The organism is Roseovarius sp. MBR-154 (assembly GCF_053628595.1).
The window spans coordinates 112,942-132,202 of sequence record NZ_JBRJGR010000003.1; the positions used below are offsets into that span (position 1 = coordinate 112,942).

The following is a 19,261-nucleotide window of genomic DNA, read 5'->3' on the forward strand; positions in this document are numbered from 1 at the left end:
AGATCAGGGTCGTCCTTGTCTTGTTCAGTCGTTTCTTCGGGCACCCCTCAAGGCCGAAGAAGGCCGGGCGGTCTGATGTGCCATATGAAACATGCCCGGAACAGCGATGCCGATTCCAGACTGCGCGGTGTATAGGCGCAATCGGGGGGCGGATCAAGCCTTGTCGCGGCGCGATTTAAGGTGACGCTCCCACAGGTCCGGACGGCGCGCGGCGGTAAGGCGTTCGGACATCTCGCGCCGCCACGCCGCCACCTTCGCATGATCGCCCGAAGTCAGTATCTCAGGGATCGCGCGGCCCTGCCATTCGGCGGGGCGGGTGTAGTGTGGATGTTCCAAAAGGCCGCTCGAATGGCTTTCCTCGACGGCGCTCTCGGCATTGCCCAGAACCCCGGGGAGGAGCCGCACGCAGGCGTCGATCAGGGCCTGCGCGGCGATCTCTCCGCCGGTCATCACGAAGTCGCCCAGAGAGACCTCCTCGATGCCGTAATGTTCGATCACGCGCTCATCCAGCCCCTCGAACCGACCACAGATCAGCGTCACGCCAGGCCCTTGGGCGAGGCGCTGCGCCATTGCCTGATCGAAGCGCCGCCCGCGCGGGCTGAGGTAAATGAGCGGCGCGCCGCGCGGTGCGCTGTCCTGTGCGCGGTCGATGGCGCGGCCCATCACGTCGGCGCGCAGCACCATGCCCGCGCCGCCACCGGCGGGCGTGTCATCGACATTGCGGTGCTTGCCCTCGCCGAAGGGGCGCAGGTCGATGGGGGTGAGCGACCACAGCCCGTTCTTGAGCGCGCGGCCCGTCAGGCTCTCGCCCAGAACACCCGGAAACGCCTGCGGCAGCAGGGTGATGACCTGCGCCTTCCACGCGCGGGCAAGCTCCGGCGTGGGGGTCATCAGCTCTCGCGGTTGCAGGGTGGCGCGGATGGATTTGCGCCCGTGGGATTTGGCGGTGTCGCTCATGATGCTGCCGCTTAGCCTTTGGTACGGGGGCAGGCAAGGGATTTTGCGGGGTTCAGCTATCGGACTGCTCGGCGCGACGGTAGCGGCGCAGCACCTTTCGCTTGGTCTCGGACAGGGCCTCGTCACCCATGGCAGAGCGGTTGAGCGCGAGAAAGTCGCGTGCCGCGTTTTCAGGCTGCGTGTTGTGTTGGGGCAGGGCGCCCAGCCCTTCGGTGGTTACGCCGAGGTGCCGCAATGCCGCGCCGAGCGGGCCGAGCGGTTCGGGGCCGATGTCTTCGATGCGGTCAGTCTCGACCTGTGCTTTGGTACCGAGACAGCGGCGCGCCTCGTCCACGATACGGGCGTGATCGGCGGCGGGCGCCATGCGGTCACGAAACGGCTCGAACTCTTCGGTCAGGCGCTGCGCGCGCAGGTTCTGCCAGTAGAGGCTGCGCAGCCATGTCTGGGGCGCGCGGGTGGTGAACCAGACGGTGATCGCCGCCTCTGCGCCGTAATGGCGGCGCAGGATGTCCACCGCAGCGCGGGCAAGGGCCGGGGCGGCGGCATAGGTTTTCACCCCCCTGAGGCCGGGCAGATGGCCGCTCAGCACCTCGGAACTGATCAGGAGCGGTCGTCGGTCGCTGCCGTCCCGCGCCTCGACAGCGCGTTGAAATTCCGTGGTAAAACGGTCGAGATATTCATCTGTCCGCCGCTCGGAATAGTGCCGCGCGGCACGGGCGGCCTTGATCAGGTCGGGGGTGAGCATCAGTTGCAGACGTCGCCCGAGCATGTCCATTTGCGCCGTCGCGCCGCGTTGCAGGCTCGACGTGCCGGTCTTGTGAAAACCGGGGTGGAGCAGGATGCGCATCGCTCAGAACAGCCCCTCGGGCGGGTCTGCGACAATCCGTCCGGCGGAAAGATCCACCGTCGGCACCGCCTCGCGCGTGAAGGGCAGGAGCACCGTGGATTTGAGGCCGGGACCGTGGATTTCCAAGAGATCCGCCGCGCCGTGGTTGAGCACCGCCTTGACCCGGCCAAGCGACGTGCCGCCGGTATCGAACACCTCGAGCCCGATCAGGTCGGCGTGGTAGAATTCGTCATCCGGCAGGCTCGGCAACCGGTCGCGGGGCACGTAGAGACGCATACCGCGCAGGGCGTCGGCCTGTTCCTTGGTAGTGACGCCTGAGAGCCGCGCGGTGAGCGCGCCGGAGGTCTGCCCTGTCAGGGTCAGATCGAAGCTGCGGCTGCCGTCCTCGGTCGTGAGCGGCACGTAGTCGGCGATGTCCTCGGGGGAGGCCGTGAAGCTCTTGAGGCGCAATTCGCCCTTGACGCCGAAGGCCCCGGCGATAGCCCCCACGCAGATGCGGTGATCGTCGCTCATGCTTCTCTCTCACGGTTGTGACCTGCCGGGCAGGCTAGGGGAAAATTGCGCCGATGCAAAGGGTTGGCACACATCAGCGGGTCTCCGTCGGCAGGGTGGGGCGCCGCGTCTCCCATCCGGCCTGTTCAAGCTCGGGGGTGTCGCTGCGGGCCTCGGGCCAACCGACGCAGAGATAGGCGACGAGCGACCAATCTTGTGGTATATCAAGATCCTGGGCCAATTTCTCGGGGTCGAGGATCGATACCCAGCCGACACCGAGGCCCTTTGCGCGGGCGGTGAGCCAGAAGAGCGTGATCGCGCCCACCACGGAATAGCGGCGGGTTTCGGGCATGGTGGCGGCCCCGAGGCCTGCGCCCTTGTCGGTGCTGTCGTCGCACCAGATGGCGAGTTGCACCGGGGCCTCTTGCATGCCCGAGAGTTTCAAGTTGCTGTAAAGATGTGCCTTTTCGCCATCATAGCCGTCGAGTGCCTGGGCGTTGGCGGCGCTGAAATTGGCGAGGGCGGCGGCGCGGGCGGCGGGGCTTTGCACCTCGATCACGCGCCATGGCTCGCTGAGGCCCACCGAGGGGGCCAATAGAAACGTGTCGAGGCAATCGTGCAGGATTGCCTCGTCCACGGGACCGGTGCGGAAGCGGCGCACGTCGCGCCGCCACCGCATGAGATCGCGCAACCTGGTCTGGAAGTCTGCGGAAAACTCTGACATTCCAGTGCCTTGCCTGTCTTACTCTTCCGCCGTCGCCTCTTCGGCGGGGGCGTTCGCGGCTTCGGCGGCGGCTGCGGCCTTGGCGGCTTTCTCTTCGGCGCGGTCCTGGGCTTTCTTGCCGGGGACGGCCTTTTTCAGGTTGGCGCGCTCTTTCTTGGCGATCACGCCCGCGCTTTCCAGCATGCGGCTGATGCGGTCGGTGGGCTGGGCGCCCTGCGCCAGCCAGTGCTGGATGCGCTCTACGTCCATCTTGACGCGGTCTTCGCTGTCCTTGGGCAGGAGCGGGTTGTAGGTGCCCAGTTTCTCGATGAAGCGGCCATCGCGGGGCATGCGGCTGTCAGCGGCCACGATGCGATAGAAGGGGCGCTTTTTCGAGCCACCACGGGCGAGACGGATTTTCATGGCCATTTGATATTCTCCTTTAATGGCGGGGATTTGGTGGGGTTGAACCCCACCTTACGATTGGTGCTTCTGGTGATGCCGGATCACCTCGGCGATGATGAAGTTCAAAAACTCCTTGGCAAAGGCGGGGTCGAGATCGGCCGCTTTCGCCAATTCTTCGAGCCGTTCGATCTGCGCGGCTTCGCGCGCGGGATCGGACGGGGGAAGGTCGTGTTCGGCCTTGAGCTTGCCCACGGCCTGGGTGTGCTTGAACCGCTCGGCCAGGGTGAAGACGAGGATCGCGTCGAGGCGGTCGATGCTCTTGCGGTGCTCGGCCAGAAGGGCGGCGGCGCGAGTGGCGTCACTGGTCATGGCGGTTCTCCGAACGGGCGAAAATGCCGGTCTGCATGACGTCGGTATCACGTCGGTATTGCGTCGGTGCGCGGGTCAGGGTCATGTCAGTCAATGGGCATTCCCTTCGGCTTGAACATCGGGTCGCAGTAATGGTTGATCTCGAGCTCGATCCCGTCGCGCAACTGCCCCGAGGCGGCGGCGGACGGGGACGGGTGGCGATAGACCGCATCCGAGCCGTCGATGGTCGCGGCCTCGCGATCCTTGGTGCAGCCGAGACGTTCGGCCAGGCGGATGCTGTCGAGGTTCTTGGGGTCGATATAGCTGACCGCCCCGTCCCAGCCCTGCCGCTCGTAGAAATGGCGACGCACGGCATGGGTGGCTTCGAGCGCGTATCCCTTGCCGGCCTTGTCGGGCCAGATGATCCAGGCGATCTCGCGCTCGGGCCATTTCGCGGGGAACCAGCCACCGGCCATGCCGTAGGTCTCGTCCGTGTCCTTGTCGTGGACCATCCACATGCCGAAGCCGCGCACCGCCCAATGGCCGATCTCGGCGGCGTAGAGCATCCACGCCTCGTAAGGATTGAGCGGCCCGCCCATGAAGCGCGAACGGTAGGAGGCGAAGGTCGCCTTGAAATCGGGATAGTCCCCGGCCTCGGGGCCGCGCAGCACGAGGCGGCGGGTCTCGATCACCGGGATATCGGGATAGGTGCTCATGCCACCACCTCCGACGCCCTGGGATGGCGCCAGACCTGACAGGGCTTGCCCAGAAGCGTGCCGTCCCGCTCGAACCATGCGCCGATACGTCGGGCCAGCGCCAGCGAGCGGGTGTTGCCCGCGTCGATATAGGAGATCACGCCATCGAGGCCGAACTGCGTGGCCCCGTGTGCCCGCGCGGCGCGCGCGGCGCGACAGGCGGTGCCGCGCCCCTCGTGCCCGTCCCAGACCTGCCAGCCCAGTTCCGGCTCGTCCCAGCCCTCGCGGTAGATGAAGCCGCAGATCCCCATCGGGTCGCCATTGGCGCGGTCTGAGATCACCCACATGCCATAGCCGCGCAGCGCCCAATGGCCGAGGTTGCCGGCGATGAGCCGCCAGCAATCGGCGCGCTCCAACGGCCCGCCGACAAACTGGCTGCGCGCGCCCGCGTAGAACGAGGCGAGCGGGTCAAGATCGTCTTCGCAGATGGCGCGCAGCACGATGTCACCAGCCTCGACCGTGGGGATATGCAGGGTGAGGGTGGTCATGCGTAGGCCTCGACCGAGCCGTCATCGTCGCGGCCAGGGGCGGTGTCGGTGGCGGCGTCGGGGCCGGGGTGGCGGTAGAGCATGTCGCGGCCCATCGAGACGTTGTCATACTCGCGCTCGAACCAGGCGCCGAGGCGTTCCGCCAATGCGACCGAGCGGGTGTTGCCCGGCAGGATGTTGGAGGTCAGCGTGGTGAAGCCCAGATCCTCATAGGCGTAGCGGCGGACGCGGAGTGCGGCCTCATAGGCGATGCCGCGGCCCTCGAAGCCCTCGAACACGACCCAGCCCAGTTCCGGCTCGGGCCAGCCTTCGGGGTTCCAGATGCCGCAGATGCCCGCCGGCGCGCCGCTGGCCTTGTCCTCTATCGTGAAATAGCCGTAGCCGTGGATATGCCAGTGGCCGATATTGCTGGCCCACCAGCGCCACGCATCGGGGCGCGTCTCGGCCCCGCCGAAGCCCCAGGCGCGGTCGGGATCGGCGAAAAATGCCGCCAGCGCGTCGAACTCGCGCATCTGCGGCCCGCGCAGGATGAGGTGCGTGCTGTCGAGCACGGGGGCGTTGGTGAGGGTCATGGGCGTGCCCTCCCCCGGCGGTGTGCCGGTTGCGCGGTGGGATATGAGTATTTGAAGAACGGTGAAAGCATCGGTTTATTTCTTCTTGCCGAAGCCCGAAAGGCCGGGGGGCAGGCCCATGCCGCCGCCGCCCATGCCGCCCAAACCGCCGGGCAGTTTGCCGCCCATGGCGCGTGCCGCCTCTTCCATCGCCTTGGGGTCGTTCATGTCGGGCATTCCGCCGCCCTTGCCGAACATGCCCTTCATGGCCTGTTTCATCATGCCGCCTTTGCCCTTGCCGAGTTTCTTCATCATGTCGGCCATCTGGCGGTGCATCTTCAGCAGCTTGTTGAGATCGGACACCTCTTGCCCGGCACCCTTGGCGATGCGTTTCTTGCGGCTGGCCTGCAACAGGGCGGGGTTGGCGCGTTCCTTTTTCGTCATCGACTGGATGAGGGCGATCTGGCGCTGGATCATCTTGTCGTCAAAGCCTGACTCCTGCACCTGCTTGGCCATCTTGCCCATGCCGGGCATCATCCCCATCAGCCCTTCCATGCCGCCCATCTTTTGCATCTGCTCAAGCTGGCTGCGCAGGTCGTTCATGTTGAACTGACCCTTTTGCATGCGGCGCATCATGCGTTCGGCCTGTTCGGCCTCGATGGTCTGCTGCGCCTTTTCCACCAGCGCCACGATGTCGCCCATGCCGAGGATGCGGCCGGCGATGCGCTCGGGCTCAAACGTCTCGATGGCGTCCATCTTCTCGCCCAGGCCCACGAAGCGAATGGGCTTGCCGGTGACGGCGCGCATGGAAAGCGCCGCACCGCCGCGCCCGTCGCCGTCCATCCGGGTGAGGACGACGCCGGTGACGCCGATCTTGTCATCGAATTCGGTGGCGACGTTGACGGCATCCTGGCCGGTCAGGCCATCGACGACCAGCAGCGTCTCGCGCGGGTTGGCCACGTCGCGCACCGCCGCCGCCTGCGCGATCAGCTCGGCGTCGATATGCAAGCGGCCGGCGGTGTCGAGCATGTAGACGTCATAGCCGCCAAGGCTCGCCTGCGTCCTCGCGCGCCTGGCGATCTGCACCGGGTCTTCGCCCTTGACGATGGGCAGGGTGTCGACGCCGATCTGACGACCGAGGATGGCCAGCTGTTCCATCGCCGCCGGGCGATTGGTGTCGAGCGAGGCCATCAGCACTTTCTTGCCGTCACGCTCTTTCAGGCGCTTGGCGAGTTTGGCGGTGGTGGTGGTCTTGCCCGAGCCCTGCAGGCCGACCATCAGGATCGGCGCGGGCGGGTTGTCGATCTTGAGCGCGCCGGGGTCTTCGCTGCCCCGGAGCGTCTCGATCAGGGCGTCATGGACGATCTTGACGACCTGCTGGCCCGGCGTCACCGATTTGGTGACCGCCTGACCGGTGGCCTGAGATTCCACCTTCTTGATGAACTCGCGGGCGACGGGCAGCGAGACGTCGGCCTCAAGAAGTGCCACGCGCACCTCGCGCAGGGCGGTCTTGACGTCGTCTTCGGAAAGCGCGCCCTGCTTGGTCAGCCGGTCGAGGACGCCGGAGAGGCGTTCGGACAGATTTTCAAACATCACTCGGGCTCCTTCGCCGGTTGCTCATCTGTCACCCGATATAGGGGCAACGGTTAAAACGATAAACGCCCCCGTGGGCGCAACGCGCTGACGGGGGGCGATCCCGGACCGCGCCCGGGACCGGAAGCGTGCGGCTTCCGGGGTGTTGGGGGGGCGTTTACGCGCGCGGGGCGGGCGAGTCAAGCGGGCGGGGTGGCATCGGTGCCGCGCAGTTGCGCCAGCCAGTCGTTGATGGCGCGCACGACCTTGCCCGAGGCGGAACTGCTGTCGTAGATCTCGGTGATCGGGCGCAGCACCTCGCCGCCCGCGCCGTCCGAGAGCACCAGCGAGGGGCGGTGCAGTTTGCGGCGGACGCGGGCCGGGTCGATGCCTGCATTACTGCCCGAGAGCGTGGTCTCGCCGGTGGCGCGCAGCACGTCGGAGAGCGGCAGCACCTCTTCGCGCTGGCGCAGGATGGTGCGGGCGCGCAAGGTGGCGGTACCCGCCTGCGCATCAAGGATGATTTGCAGCCGCTCGACGAAGATGCAGATCGCGGCAAAGCACATGCCGCCGCCGATGCCGCCCATCACGAAGGCTCCGATCAGCGACTGCGAACTGACCAAGAGGCCCACGCCGACGAAGAGCAGCAGGCCGAGCGAGAGCATCACCGCGATGAACCACGGCGTCTCTTCGGCGATCAGCAGATCGGGGGTGGTGCGGGTGATCTTCATCGGCGCGCCTCGGAACAGCGGTACGGGATGATACCCACCGCGCGGATGATTGCAACTGGCGCAAGGCCGCCGCATAGTTGCGCGGCCAGGGAACAAGCGGACAGGATAACGCGGGTGATGGACAATTGGGACGAGGTGCGCACCGCCTATAACGTGGCGCGCGTGGGCACCGTCAGCGGAGCGGCGGAGGTGCTGGGCGTGCATCATGCCACCGTCATCCGCCATATCGACGCGCTGGAGGAGCGGCTGGGGGTGAAGCTGTTTCAGCGCCATGCGCGGGGCTATACGCCGACCGAGGCTGGCGATGACCTGTTGCGCGTGGCGCAGGCGACCGACGATCAGTTCAACCAACTGGCCGGACGGATCAAGGGGCGCGGCAATGATGTGTCGGGGGAATTGGTGGTGACCTCGATCGGCGGCTTGAGCCATCTTCTGGCCCCGGTGCTGGCGGAGTTTCAGCAGGGCTATCCCGATCTGGTGGTGCGCTACCTGACCGGGGATCGCCTGTTTCGGCTGGAATATGGCGAGGCGCATGTGGCGATCCGGGCGGGCGCGGTGCCGGATCAGCCCGACAATGTGGTGCAGCCGTTCTTTCAGCAGCAATTCACGCTCTATGCCAGTGAGGGCTATGCCGCGCGGCATGGCTTGCCCAAGGGTTGCGCGGAGTTCGGGCAACACCGCTTTATCGGGGCGGATGATCCCAAGACGCGCGCGCCGTTTCATCGCTGGTTGCAGGATAATGTGCCGGGCGAGAATATCGTCTTTCGCTCGGGCGACGTGCATGCGCAGCGCAACGCGATCCTTGCCGGGGCGGGGATCGGGTTTACCTCGGTGTTGCAGGCGGCAGAAGTGCCGGGGCTGGTGCAGGTGATGCCGCCCAAGCCGGAATGGGCGGCGCCGCTGTGGCTGGTGACCCATATGGATTTGCACCGCACCACCAAGGTGCAGGCGTTTCTGACCTTTCTCAAGGCGCGCGCGAGCGCGTGGCAGACCGGGTGAGCGGGGCCGTGCGCGGGCATCTGGCGATGCTCTGCTTCTCGGGGCTGGTGGCGGGGTCTTTCGCGCTGGGTGCAATGGCGACGCCGCATATCGCGCCCGCCGCGCTCAATGCGCCGCGCTTCGTGCTGGCCGCGATGGTCGTGGGGGCAGGGGCCGCGCTTGGCCCCGGCATTCCGCGCACCACCTGGCGCGCGCCCTGGCGGTATCTGCTGCTGGGCGGCGCGATGGGGCTCTATTTCGTGCTGATGTTCGAGGGGCTCAAGACAGCAGCGCCGGTTTCGGCCGCCGCCGTCTTTACCCTGACGCCGGTGGTCTCGGGGCTGGCGGGCTATGTGCTCTTGCGGCAGATCACCACGCCGCGGATGGCGCTGGCGCTGGCGGTGGGGGCCGCAGGCGCGCTCTGGGTGATCTTTCGGGCCGATCCGGTGGCGCTGATGGCCTTCGAGATTGGGCGCGGCGAGGCGATTTTCTTTTGGGGCTGCGTGGCGCATGCGGTCTACACGCCGCTGGTGCGGCGGCTCAATCGGGGCGAGACGCCGGTGGCGTTTTCCTTCGGCACGATGATCGGCGCGGCGCTGCTGGTGACGGCGGCGGGCTGGTCCGAGATCCGCGCGACCGATTGGGCGGCGCTGCCGGGCATTGTCTGGATCACGTTGGTTTACACGGCGGTCTGCGCCACGGCGATGTCCTTTGTGTTGCTGCAATATGCCAGCCTCAACCTGCCGAGCGCCAAGGTCATGGCCTATACCTATCTGGTGCCGACATGGGTGGCGCTGTGGCAGGTGGCGCTGGGCCATGCGCTGCCGCCGGTGATGGTGCTGGGCGGCGTCGGGCTGACGGTGCTGGCGCTGGTGATGCTCTTGAAGGACGAGAGCGCAGCCCTCAGATAAAGCCGCCCGCCCGCAGATCGGCGCGCAATTGGCGCAGTTCGGGGGGCAGGGCGCTTTGGTGGCCCTCGGGCTGCGCGTCGGTGCGGACCTGCGCGAGCGCCTGCGTGGTCTGGAGATCGGCCTCGCCGATGACCTCGATCTGGCGGGCGATGGCGTCGAAGACCGACTGGCGGGTGCGGCGCTGAATGAGGCCGACGCGGGTGCCGGGCTGCATCACGAAGGGGGCAAGGTGAAAGGCCGAGCCGTCGGGGCCGACGATCACCCGCGCGGCGCGGTAGCGGGCGATCTGTTCGGTGACGCTGTGGCGTTCGGGGTGAAAGATGGTGAACCCCGCATGCGACATCCAGCGTTCGATCTGTTGCTCGAAAGGCACCTGCTGCGCCGGGGTCTTGAGCCTGCGGCGCGAGATATAGAGCGTCTCGGGCCCCTCGGCAGGCACGGCGGCGCAAAGATGCGTGCGCATGTAGCTGCGCGCCTCGGGGGTGCCGTGGGTCCAGTGCAGGTGACCGAAGCCTTGTGAGGGGATGATCGCCTCGTCGACCTGCACCGGGGTTTCCACCAGATGTACCGGCAGGCCCTGCCCGAGAATGTCCATGAGCGGGCCAAGGCGGCGGCGCAGCACGGCGGCGATGTCGCGCCCGGCCATGGGAACCAGCGCGATGCCGTCGGGCCTAGTGCTCAGGTGGTCGAGCGCCCAGAGCCGCGGTAGCGCTTCGAGCAGGAAATGCCCGAAATGATGCCGCCCGACCCCGGCAAAGAGCCATCGACCCGGCAGGTGGGTGGCCGGTGTTTCGGACGGTGTCGGATCGGGGGTAAACCGGCTGGCCGAAAGCAGGGTGCGCGCAGCGGGTACGGGGGCGCCGTCTGCGTCGAGCACGCCGCAGGCGCGATCCTGCGCGCTGGGCATCGGCAGGAGGGTGGCGCGCGCGACAAGGGTGATCTGCGCCTCGGGGAGGCTGCGGGCGTCAGGTGTCATCGGGCAGTTCCGTGCGCAGGAACCGCTCGAACGCGTCGAGATGCACCGCCTCGAACTGGCCGAAACCCTGCATCCAGATCGAGGCGTCGCGCAGCGCGTCGGGCTCGAGCCTGCACCAGACCACGCGGCCGCGCCGCTCCTGGCTGATCAGACCGGCGCGGCTGAGGATGCCGAGATGCTTGGAAATCGCGGCGAGGCTCATCTCGAACGGTTCGGCCACATCCGTCACCGCCATATCATCCTCGAGCAGCATCGACAGGATCGCGCGCCGGGTGGGATCGGCGAGGGCGGCGAAAACGGTGTCGAGGGCGGTGGCCTTGTCCATGCCGCTCATAAGCCCGAGCGCGCCCGGCGCGTCAACGGCCATCGCGGGTGGAGGCATCGCAAATGCGCCGTTTTTCCGGGTTTTTTGGCCGGAAAAGGGGTTTGATCTGGGACAAAGCAGTGTCAGGCTGGTGCCGTTAGGCTCAAACAGCGATCCAAGGAAACGCGAAAGGAAAGAATATGTTCTCCAAAATCATGGTTCCCGTCGATCTGGTTCACAAGGACACGTTGGGCAAGGCGCTCGATGTGGCCGGGGACATGGCCAAGCGCCATGGCGCGTCGATCGACGTGGTCAGTGTGGGCGGTGAATTGCCCGGCGAGTTGGGCCACACGCCACAGGAATTCGGCGACCGCCTGCAGGGCTTTGCCGATGAGCTGCGCGAGAAATACGGTGTGACCGTCAAGGCCGATCCGCTGATGGCGCATGATCCGGCGGTCGAGACCAATGCCGAACTGATGAGGGCGATCGACAAGACCGGCGCCGATCTGGTGATCATGGCCAGCCACAAGCCCGGCTTTCTCGAGCATATCTTCAGCTCGCATGGCGGCTATATCGCGCAGCATGCGCAGTGCTCGGTTTTCGTGGTGCGCTGATACTCAACCGAAAAGTTGAATATGGGCAAACCGCCCCATTGGTCCGGTGGGGCGGTTGCGGCAGAAGGGCACTGCTGTTTCTTTATGGCAAAAATACTCATTTAAACAATGGCTTGAGCCTGCGCCACGCTGGCGCGTATGATGCTTGACTCGAGGCCCCCCGCGCCATAGCAAAGGCGCAACATTCGACAAGGGGCCCCGCGTGACCGATCCCGAGCAGAGCAAGCGACTGGCAGAGCTGGACGCGAGGATTGCGAAGCTCAAGGGCAAGGATGCGCCGAAGCCCCACCAGGACGAGCATTACTCACAGGCGCAGCTGGCCTGGCGGATGGTGATCGAACTGGTGGCCGGTCTCGTGATCGGCTTTGGCATGGGATACGGGTTGGATACGCTCTTTGGCACCATTCCGATATTCCTTGTCATATTCACATTTCTGGGCCTCGCGGCCGGCGTCAAGACGATGATGCGCAGCGCCGAGGAGATCCAGAAGGACGCGATGACGCCCAAGACGGGCGCGCAAGAGAGGGAAAAGGATGGCGACTGAAGCGCAGGGGGCCGAGGACGGCGGCATGGTTTTCCACCCGATGGATCAGTTCATGGTCAAGCCGCTCTTTGGCGACGGCGAGGTAGGGATGTTCACGCTCACCAATGCGACGCTGTGGATGGCGTTGACCATTCTGGCGATCTTCGCGCTTCTGGTGATGGGCACCTCGGGCCGCGCCACGATCCCGTCGCGCATGCAGTCGGTGGCTGAACTGGCCTATGATTTCGTGCGCAAGATGGTCGAGGATGTGGCGGGCAAGGAGGCGCTCGTGTTCTTCCCCTATATCATGACGCTGTTCATGTTCATCGTGTTTGCCAATTTCCTCGGGCTGTTGCCGATGGCGTTCACAACCACCAGCCATATCGCGGTGACGGCGGTGATGGCGATGATGGTGTTCCTGACGGTGACGATCCTCGGTTTCGTCAAGAACGGCCCGGCCTTCCTGAGCCTCTTCTGGGTCAGTTCCGCGCCGCTGGCGCTGCGGCCCATTCTGGCGATCATCGAGTTGATTTCCTACTTCGTGCGCCCGGTGAGCCACTCCATTCGTCTGGCGGGCAACATGATGGCCGGTCACGCGGTGATCAAAGTGTTCGCGGGCTTCAGTCAGGTGGCGATGATCGCGCCGCTGTCGATCCTCGCGGTGTCGGCGATGTATGGGCTCGAAGTGCTGGTGTCCTTCATCCAGGCCTACGTCTTTACCATCCTCACCTGCGTCTATCTCAAGGACGCGCTGCATCCGCATCACTGAGGGTGCCGGTGGGTTTGTCCCACCCTACGAACAACCAGACGACGGCGGGTTCGCCCGCCTGACGACCAACCTAGCAATGCCAATTCCAACGTAAGGAGACATCTCATGGAAGGCGATATCGCACAACTGGGTCAATTCATCGGTGCAGGCCTCGCAGGCATCGGTTCGGGTGCTGCCGCGATCGGTGTGGGCCATGTGGCCGGCAACTTCCTCGCGGGCGCGCTGCGCAATCCGTCGGCGGCCGCCGGTCAGACCGCGACGCTGTTCATCGGCATCGCATTCGCCGAAGCCCTGGGGATCTTCTCGTTCCTCATCGCGCTTCTGCTGATGTTCGCCGTCTGAGCCTTACGGGTATCTGATCCTTACGGCCGGAGGGTGGCAACGCGCTGCCTTCCGGTGTAACCGGAACATTCCCCAGGGAGGACGACATGGCGACCGAAACGCAAGGGGCCGAAGCCGCAACGGGCTTGCCTCAGCTCAATATCGACACCTTTTCCAACCAGATCTTCTGGCTGCTGGTGTCACTGGTCGTGATCTACTTCATCCTGTCGCGCGTGGCCCTGCCGCGGATCGCGGCAGTGCTGGCCGAGCGTCAGGGGACGATCACCAACGATCTTGCCGCCGCCGAAGACCTCAAGGCCAAGGCCGTCGAGGCCGAGGAAGCCTATAACAAGGCGCTGGCCGATGCCCGCGCCGAGGCGCAGAAGATCATCGCCGAGACCAAGGCCGAGATCAAAGCCGATCTCGACAAGGCCAACAAGGAGGCCGATGCCGAGATCGCGGAACGGACCGCCGAGGGCGAGAAAATGCTTGCGGAGATCCGGGAAAGTGCCATGGAGAGCGTGCGCGAGGTGGCCAAGGATACGGCTGCCGAGATCGTCTCTGCCATGGGTGGCAAGGCCGATGGTCGCACCGTCAACGCCGCGATCAACGCCCGGATGAAAGGATGACTGCCATGTGCAAGCTGACCGCGACCATGGTTGCATCCCTGAGCGCCAGCCCCGCGCTGGCCGCGTCGGGCCCGTTCTTTTCGCTGAACAACACCGATTTCGTGGTGCTGCTGGCGTTTCTGCTGTTCGTCGGGTTTCTGACCTACATGAAGGTGCCGGGGCTGGTCGGCAAGAAGCTGGACGAGCGGGCCGCTGGCATCAAGTCCGACCTCGACGAGGCGCGCGCGTTGCGCGAGGAGGCACAGACCCTGCTGGCAGGCTATGAGCGCAAGCAGAAAGAGGTGCAGGATCAGGCCGAGCGAATCATCGCCCAGGCCAAGGAGGAGGCCAATCAGGCCGCCACCGAGGCCAAGGACGAGATCAAGGCCTCGATCGCGCGGCGTTTGCAAGCCGCCGAGGACCAGATCCGGAGCGCCGAGGCACGGGCCATCCGTGACGTGCGGGATCAGGCGGTGACGGTGGCCATCGCCGCCGCGCGCGACGTGATCGCCAAGCAGATGACCGCCGCCGATGGCAATACGCTGATCGACAACGGCATTGCCGAGGTGGAAGCCAAGCTGCACTGAGCGGTAATTTCGAGACATCCAACGGCTCGCTCCGGCAACGGGGCGGGCCGTTTTCATTTTCATAGTTTCTCTTGTGATCACAAAATTTCAGACCGCAAATACCTGAAACCGCCGCCGTACCGCGTGTCCGAGGCAGAGACTCACCGCTGCGGCGTGGCGTTTCCTGCGAGATGTTCTGTGTCGTTGTGATCACACGATTATTTATGTGATCACAAAGCCGAAGTTTTTGCGGCGAATTGCCCTGATTGAGGGGAATTCTTGTCTGTTGCAGGTGACAGCGCCCTGAAAAAGTTTCAGAACGGGTGCAGCTTGAGCCGGCCCATGCGCCGCTGCCATCTGTAAAGGAGGTTCTCCATGGCCGAAACCGATCTGGCCCGTAGCGAACAGGTAGAACGCCCGCTATCGCCGCATCTGCAAGTCTACCGCCCGCAGTTGACATCCATCACCTCGATCCTGACGCGGATCACCGGCAACGCGCTGATCGTGGCGGCGCTCTTGATCGTGTGGTGGCTGCTTGCGGCCTCGACCTCGGACGCGTATTTCGCGACGGCCAATGCCGTGCTGACCTCGTGGTTCGGCGATCTGGTGCTGACGCTGTCGCTGTGGGCGATCTGGTATCACTATCTGGCGGGGCTGCGGCATTTCTATTTCGATGCGGGCAAGGGCCTCGACATTCCCACGGCGGAAAAGCTGGGCTGGGGCTGTATCATCGGCTCGGTCGTGTTGACCGTCATCACGCTGCTTCTGGTCTGAGGAGGGAAAGATGCGTTATCTGACCGCACGTAAACGGGCCGAGGGCAAGGGGGCATCCGGCACCGGCACCGAGCATTTCTGGTACATGAAGATATCGGGCGTGGGGCTCGCGATCATCACCCCGGTCTTTCTGGTGGCCTTCGGGCGCGCCCTGGGGGGCGACCGTGCCGAGGTGCTGGACGCCTTTTCGCATCCCGGCATGGCGATCCTCACCGGCCTGATGATCTTTTTCGGGCTGCGCCATTATGCAGGCGGCGCGCAGACGATGATCGAGGATTACGCGCACGGCACGACGCGCCGGGCCCTGATTATCGGCGTGACCGTTCTAAGTTACGGGATGATCGCCACCGGGCTTTTCGCCCTCGCCAAGATCGCGCTGTGAGGAACTGAATAGATGGCTGCTTATGAATACGAGACGCATGATTACGATGTCGTGGTTGTGGGCGCGGGCGGCGCGGGCCTGCGGGCCACGCTCGGCATGGCCGAACAGGGGCTGCGCACGGCCTGTGTGACCAAGGTGTTTCCGACCCGCTCGCACACTGTTGCCGCGCAGGGCGGCATTGCCGCAAGCCTTGGCAATATGGGCCCCGATAGCTGGCAGTGGCATATGTATGACACGGTCAAGGGCTCGGATTGGCTGGGCGACACGGACGCGATGGAATATCTGGCGCGCGAGGCGCCCAAGGCGGTCTATGAGCTGGAGCATTACGGTGTGCCGTTTTCGCGCACCGAAGAGGGCAAGATCTATCAGCGGCCCTTTGGCGGGCACACGACCGAGTTTGGCGAAGGCCCGCCGGTGCAGCGCACCTGTGCCGCCGCCGACCGCACCGGCCATGCCATTCTGCACACGCTTTACGGCCAGAGCCTGAAGGAAAAGGCCGAGTTCTACATCGAGTATTTCGCGATTGACCTGATCATGACCGATGGGGCCTGCACCGGCGTGGTCTGCTGGAAGCTGGATGACGGCACGATGCATGTCTTCAACGCCAAGATGGTGGTGCTGGCGACGGGTGGCTATGGCCGGGCGTATTTCTCGGCCACCTCTGCCCATACCTGCACCGGCGACGGCAACGGCATGGTGGCGCGGGCCGGTCTGCCGCTTCAGGACATGGAATTCGTGCAGTTCCACCCCACGGGTATTTTCGGCGCGGGCTGCCTGATTACCGAGGGCGCGCGCGGCGAGGGCGGGTATCTCACCAATTCCGAGGGCGAGCGGTTCATGGAGCGCTATGCGCCCAATTACAAGGATCTGGCACCGCGCGACTATGTCAGCCGCTGCATGACGATGGAAATCCGCGAGGGGCGTGGCGTGGGGCCGGGGGGCGATCATATCCACCTGAACCTGAGCCACCTGCCGCCCGAGGCGCTGAACCTGCGCCTGCCGGGGATTTCCGAGAGCGCCAAGATCTTTGCCGGGGTCGACGTGACCAAGGAGCCGATCCCGGTGCTGCCGACCGTGCATTACAACATGGGCGGCATCCCGGCGAATTACTGGGGCGAGGTGATCAACCCGACCAAGGATGATCCGCATGCGATCGTGCCCGGCCTGATGGCGGTGGGCGAGGCGGCCTGTGCGTCGGTGCATGGCGCGAACCGGCTGGGCTCGAATTCGCTGATCGACCTTGTGGTGTTCGGGCGTGCGGCGGCCATTCGCGCAGGAAAAGTGGTGGATGCCGAAAGTGCGGTGCCTGCGACCAATGTGGCCGAGGTGGACCGCGCGCTTGACCGGTTCGACACGCTGCGCCACGCGACGGGCGCGGTGCCGACCGCCGATTTGCGGCTGGAGATGCAACGGACGATGCAGGCGGATGCCGCCGTGTTCCGCACCTCCAAGACGCTGGCTGAAGGCGTGGAGAAGATGAAGGGCGTCGCCGCCAAGATGGCCGATATCAAGGTCACCGACCGCAGCCTGGTGTGGAACTCCGACCTGATGGAGACGCTGGAACTGACGAACCTGATGCCTTGTGCGCTGGCGACGATCTTTGGCGCCGAGGCGCGGCATGAAAGCCGGGGCGCGCATGCGCATGAGGATTTCAACACCCGCGACGATGAAAACTGGCGGGTGCATACCATCGCGCGGATCGGTGAGACGGATGTCGATCTGAGCTATCGCCCGATCATCGAGGACCCGATCACGCCCGAGGATCAGGGCGGCATCAGCCTCAAGAAGATCGCGCCCAAGGAGCGCACGTTCTGATGCGGATACTGTTGGCCTGTGCCGCGCTGTTTGCGCTAGGCGCCTGCGAGGCGACCAATCAGGTGGCCGACGGTATCGCGCGCGAACGGGCCAAGAGCGTGGTCAACACGGTTGTTGAACGCCGCTTCCCGGGCGTGAATGCCGCACCCGTCACCGATTGCATCATCGACGCGGCCTCGGCCGGCGAGATCCTGCGCATCGCCGGGGCGAGCGCCACCGGCGTCACCCCCGAGGTGGCGCAAGAGGTTATCAGCATCGCACAGCGCCCCGAGGCCGTGCAATGCATCGCCGCAAATAGCCGGACCCTGCTGGGCGGCTGAAAGGAGTAGAAAATGGTTCAACTGACACTCCCCAAGAATTCGCGCATGGTGGCGGGCAAGACCTGGCCCAAGCCGGAGACCGGCGGCACGATGCGCAAGTTCACGATCTATCGCTGGAACCCGGATGACGGGCAGAACCCGCGGGTGGATACGTATTTCGTCGATCTCGACGATTGCGGGCCGATGGTTCTGGATGCGCTCATCTACATCAAGAACAAGATCGACCCGACGCTGACCTTTCGCCGCTCCTGCCGCGAGGGGATTTGTGGCTCTTGCGCGATGAATATCGACGGGATCAACACGCTCGCCTGCATCTACGGGATGGACGAGATCAAGGGCGATGTGAAGATCTACCCGTTGCCGCATATGCCCGTGGTCAAGGATCTGATCCCCGACCTCACGCATTTCTACGCGCAGCATGCCAGCATCATGCCGTGGCTGGAAACCAAGACCAACGCCCCCGCCAAGGAATGGAAGCAGTCCATCGAGGACCGCGAAAAGTTGGACGGCCTCTATGAATGCGTGATGTGCGCCTGTTGTTCGACCTCTTGCCCGTCCTATTGGTGGAATGGCGACAAGTACCTTGGACCGGCGGCGCTGTTGCACGCCTATCGCTGGATCATCGATTCACGCGACGAGGCGACGGGCGAGCGGCTGGACGATCTGGAAGATCCGTTCAAGCTCTATCGCTGCCACACGATCATGAACTGCACCAAGACCTGTCCCAAGGGCCTCAACCCCGCCAAGGCGATTGCAGAGATCAAGAAGATGATGGTCGAGCGGCACGTGTGAGGCGAATATAGTATAGAGTGTCGCCATGCCGGATATCTGGTCTGCGCTGCTGCTGACCCTGATAGCCGGGGCGGCGATGCCGTTGGGGGCGGCTCTGGCGTTGTCGGCCACGTGCCGGAAGCTGCCGGACGCGATCACCCATGGCATCATGGCCTTCGGGGGTGGCGCACTGCTAGCCGCCATCGCTCTGGTTCTGATCCCGCACGGCCGCGAGGATCTGTCACCGTCCGTCACGCTCTTGGCTTTTGCGGCGGGGGGAGTGACGTTTTACCTTGTCGATCGGCGGCTTGAGGCCGGGGGCGGGCGCGGCGCGCAGCTTCTGGCGATGCTGCTTGATTATCTGCCCGAGGCCATGGCCATCGGCGCATTGCTGGCGGCGCAGAAAGAGCGCGCCATTCTGCTGGCCGGTCTGATCTTTCTGCAAAACCTGCCCGAGGGCTTTGCCGCGTTTCGCGAGATCGTGCGGGGCGGTGGAGTCCGTGTCACGCGGATCGTCCTGCTTTTTGCCGGTCTGGCCTTGCTTGGCCCGGCCTGTGCCGCCATCGGGTTCACCTTTCTGGTCGAGAGACCGCAGGTTCTGGGTGGAATCATGCTGTTTGCGGCGGGCGGTATCCTTTACCTGATTTTTCAGGATGTCGCGCCGGATTCGCATGAGGGGCACGCTTGGTCACCGGCTCTGGGCGCGGTGCTGGGGTTTAGCCTTGGCCTGTGGGGCGATCTGATGATCGGGTGAGACCTGCAACCCCTGCATGTCGAGCA

The 19,261-nt window shown here is 65.0% G+C and carries 27 protein-coding genes; 14 read left to right on the forward strand and 13 right to left on the reverse strand.

Annotation, left to right across the window (positions count from 1 at the left end):
- Positions 1 to 153: 153 nt before the first annotated feature.
- From trmD to ACSSV4_RS05555, 11 genes are all read right to left on the reverse strand, one after another.
- Positions 154 to 957: a tRNA (guanosine(37)-N1)-methyltransferase TrmD gene (gene trmD / locus ACSSV4_RS05505; protein ID WP_454273989.1), complete on the reverse strand. Its 804-nt coding sequence runs from the start codon at positions 955 to 957 to the stop codon at positions 154 to 156.
- Between the two features lie 52 nt (positions 958 to 1,009).
- Positions 1,010 to 1,804: a hypothetical protein gene (locus ACSSV4_RS05510; RefSeq protein WP_454273990.1), complete on the reverse strand. Its 795-nt coding sequence runs from the start codon at positions 1,802 to 1,804 to the stop codon at positions 1,010 to 1,012.
- Between the two features lie 3 nt (positions 1,805 to 1,807).
- Positions 1,808 to 2,317, reverse strand: a complete 510-nt coding sequence (gene rimM / locus ACSSV4_RS05515; protein WP_454273991.1) for a ribosome maturation factor RimM — start codon at positions 2,315 to 2,317, stop codon at positions 1,808 to 1,810.
- A 73-nt stretch (positions 2,318 to 2,390) separates the two neighbouring features.
- Positions 2,391 to 3,020 (reverse strand): 5,6-dimethylbenzimidazole synthase, encoded by a 630-nt coding sequence (gene bluB / locus ACSSV4_RS05520; protein ID WP_454273992.1) that lies wholly within the window; start codon positions 3,018 to 3,020, stop codon positions 2,391 to 2,393.
- An 18-nt stretch (positions 3,021 to 3,038) separates the two neighbouring features.
- On the reverse strand, positions 3,039 to 3,428 hold the full coding sequence (gene rpsP, locus ACSSV4_RS05525) for a 30S ribosomal protein S16 (protein WP_454273993.1): 390 nt from the start codon (positions 3,426 to 3,428) through the stop codon (positions 3,039 to 3,041).
- A gap of 48 nt (positions 3,429 to 3,476) precedes the next feature.
- Positions 3,477 to 3,773, reverse strand: coding sequence for a chorismate mutase (locus tag ACSSV4_RS05530; RefSeq protein WP_454273994.1), 297 nt, complete (start codon positions 3,771 to 3,773; stop codon positions 3,477 to 3,479).
- Positions 3,774 to 3,859: 86 nt separating this feature from the next.
- On the reverse strand, positions 3,860 to 4,468 hold the full coding sequence (locus ACSSV4_RS05535) for a GNAT family N-acetyltransferase (RefSeq protein ID WP_454273995.1): 609 nt from the start codon (positions 4,466 to 4,468) through the stop codon (positions 3,860 to 3,862).
- A complete protein-coding gene (locus ACSSV4_RS05540) occupies positions 4,465 to 4,995 on the reverse strand; it encodes a GNAT family N-acetyltransferase (RefSeq protein WP_454273996.1) in 531 nt (176 codons plus the stop codon). Before ACSSV4_RS05540 ends, ACSSV4_RS05535 begins: the two co-directional genes overlap by 4 nt.
- Positions 4,992 to 5,567, reverse strand: coding sequence for a GNAT family N-acetyltransferase (locus tag ACSSV4_RS05545; protein ID WP_454273997.1), 576 nt, complete (start codon positions 5,565 to 5,567; stop codon positions 4,992 to 4,994). The genes ACSSV4_RS05540 and ACSSV4_RS05545 overlap by 4 nt, the downstream gene beginning before the upstream one ends.
- Positions 5,568 to 5,642: 75 nt before the next feature.
- On the reverse strand, positions 5,643 to 7,139 hold the full coding sequence (gene ffh / locus ACSSV4_RS05550) for a signal recognition particle protein (RefSeq protein WP_454273998.1): 1,497 nt from the start codon (positions 7,137 to 7,139) through the stop codon (positions 5,643 to 5,645).
- Positions 7,140 to 7,318: 179 nt separating this feature from the next.
- Positions 7,319 to 7,849 carry a hypothetical protein gene (locus tag ACSSV4_RS05555; protein WP_454273999.1) on the reverse strand — a complete coding sequence of 177 codons (531 nt, stop codon included), beginning with the start codon at positions 7,847 to 7,849 and terminating at the stop codon, positions 7,319 to 7,321.
- Between the two features lie 117 nt (positions 7,850 to 7,966).
- On the opposite strand from ACSSV4_RS05555, the gene ACSSV4_RS05560 reads away from it, so the two are divergent.
- Positions 7,967 to 8,848, forward strand: a complete 882-nt coding sequence (locus ACSSV4_RS05560) for a LysR family transcriptional regulator (RefSeq protein WP_454274000.1) — start codon at positions 7,967 to 7,969, stop codon at positions 8,846 to 8,848.
- Between the two features lie 26 nt (positions 8,849 to 8,874).
- Positions 8,875 to 9,738 (forward strand): DMT family transporter, encoded by an 864-nt coding sequence (locus ACSSV4_RS05565; RefSeq protein ID WP_454274207.1) that lies wholly within the window; start codon positions 8,875 to 8,877, stop codon positions 9,736 to 9,738.
- On the opposite strand, the gene ACSSV4_RS05570 is transcribed toward ACSSV4_RS05565, so the two are convergent.
- On the reverse strand, positions 9,731 to 10,714 hold the full coding sequence (locus ACSSV4_RS05570) for a glycosyltransferase family 61 protein (protein WP_454274001.1): 984 nt from the start codon (positions 10,712 to 10,714) through the stop codon (positions 9,731 to 9,733). The genes ACSSV4_RS05565 and ACSSV4_RS05570 overlap by 8 nt on opposite strands.
- Positions 10,704 to 11,081 carry an ArsR/SmtB family transcription factor gene (locus ACSSV4_RS05575; protein ID WP_454274002.1) on the reverse strand — a complete coding sequence of 126 codons (378 nt, stop codon included), beginning with the start codon at positions 11,079 to 11,081 and terminating at the stop codon, positions 10,704 to 10,706. The genes ACSSV4_RS05570 and ACSSV4_RS05575 overlap by 11 nt, the downstream gene beginning before the upstream one ends.
- Before the next feature lie 137 nt (positions 11,082 to 11,218).
- Between ACSSV4_RS05575 and ACSSV4_RS05580 the strand changes: the two genes are divergently transcribed.
- From ACSSV4_RS05580 to ACSSV4_RS05635, 12 genes are all read left to right on the forward strand, one after another.
- On the forward strand, positions 11,219 to 11,632 hold the full coding sequence (locus tag ACSSV4_RS05580; RefSeq protein WP_454274003.1) for a universal stress protein: 414 nt from the start codon (positions 11,219 to 11,221) through the stop codon (positions 11,630 to 11,632).
- 202 nt (positions 11,633 to 11,834) lie between these two features.
- Positions 11,835 to 12,176 (forward strand): AtpZ/AtpI family protein, encoded by a 342-nt coding sequence (locus ACSSV4_RS05585; RefSeq protein WP_454274004.1) that lies wholly within the window; start codon positions 11,835 to 11,837, stop codon positions 12,174 to 12,176.
- A complete protein-coding gene (locus tag ACSSV4_RS05590) occupies positions 12,166 to 12,924 on the forward strand; it encodes a F0F1 ATP synthase subunit A (protein ID WP_454274005.1) in 759 nt (252 codons plus the stop codon). Before ACSSV4_RS05585 ends, ACSSV4_RS05590 begins: the two co-directional genes overlap by 11 nt.
- A gap of 105 nt (positions 12,925 to 13,029) precedes the next feature.
- On the forward strand, positions 13,030 to 13,266 hold the full coding sequence (locus ACSSV4_RS05595; RefSeq protein ID WP_009816528.1) for a F0F1 ATP synthase subunit C: 237 nt from the start codon (positions 13,030 to 13,032) through the stop codon (positions 13,264 to 13,266).
- Between the two features lie 86 nt (positions 13,267 to 13,352).
- On the forward strand, positions 13,353 to 13,874 hold the full coding sequence (locus tag ACSSV4_RS05600; RefSeq protein ID WP_454274006.1) for a F0F1 ATP synthase subunit B': 522 nt from the start codon (positions 13,353 to 13,355) through the stop codon (positions 13,872 to 13,874).
- A gap of 5 nt (positions 13,875 to 13,879) precedes the next feature.
- Positions 13,880 to 14,440, forward strand: coding sequence for a F0F1 ATP synthase subunit B (locus ACSSV4_RS05605; protein ID WP_454274007.1), 561 nt, complete (start codon positions 13,880 to 13,882; stop codon positions 14,438 to 14,440).
- A gap of 354 nt (positions 14,441 to 14,794) precedes the next feature.
- Complete coding sequence (gene sdhC / locus ACSSV4_RS05610) at positions 14,795 to 15,193, forward strand: succinate dehydrogenase, cytochrome b556 subunit (protein WP_454274008.1); 399 nt, start codon at positions 14,795 to 14,797, stop codon at positions 15,191 to 15,193.
- Between the two features lie 10 nt (positions 15,194 to 15,203).
- The gene (gene sdhD / locus ACSSV4_RS05615) at positions 15,204 to 15,575 is read left to right on the forward strand and encodes a succinate dehydrogenase, hydrophobic membrane anchor protein (protein WP_454274009.1); all 372 of its coding nucleotides are present in this window, start codon (positions 15,204 to 15,206) and stop codon (positions 15,573 to 15,575) included.
- Positions 15,576 to 15,587: 12 nt separating this feature from the next.
- Entirely contained in the window at positions 15,588 to 17,390 is a 1,803-nt protein-coding gene (gene sdhA / locus ACSSV4_RS05620) for a succinate dehydrogenase flavoprotein subunit (protein WP_454274010.1), read from the forward strand.
- Entirely contained in the window at positions 17,390 to 17,710 is a 321-nt protein-coding gene (locus ACSSV4_RS05625; protein WP_454274011.1) for a succinate dehydrogenase, read from the forward strand. Before sdhA ends, ACSSV4_RS05625 begins: the two co-directional genes overlap by 1 nt.
- 12 nt (positions 17,711 to 17,722) lie before the next feature.
- The gene (locus ACSSV4_RS05630; protein ID WP_454274012.1) at positions 17,723 to 18,502 is read left to right on the forward strand and encodes a succinate dehydrogenase iron-sulfur subunit; all 780 of its coding nucleotides are present in this window, start codon (positions 17,723 to 17,725) and stop codon (positions 18,500 to 18,502) included.
- 25 nt (positions 18,503 to 18,527) lie between these two features.
- Complete coding sequence (locus ACSSV4_RS05635) at positions 18,528 to 19,235, forward strand: ZIP family metal transporter (RefSeq protein WP_454274013.1); 708 nt, start codon at positions 18,528 to 18,530, stop codon at positions 19,233 to 19,235.
- Positions 19,236 to 19,261: the final 26 nt, after the last annotated feature.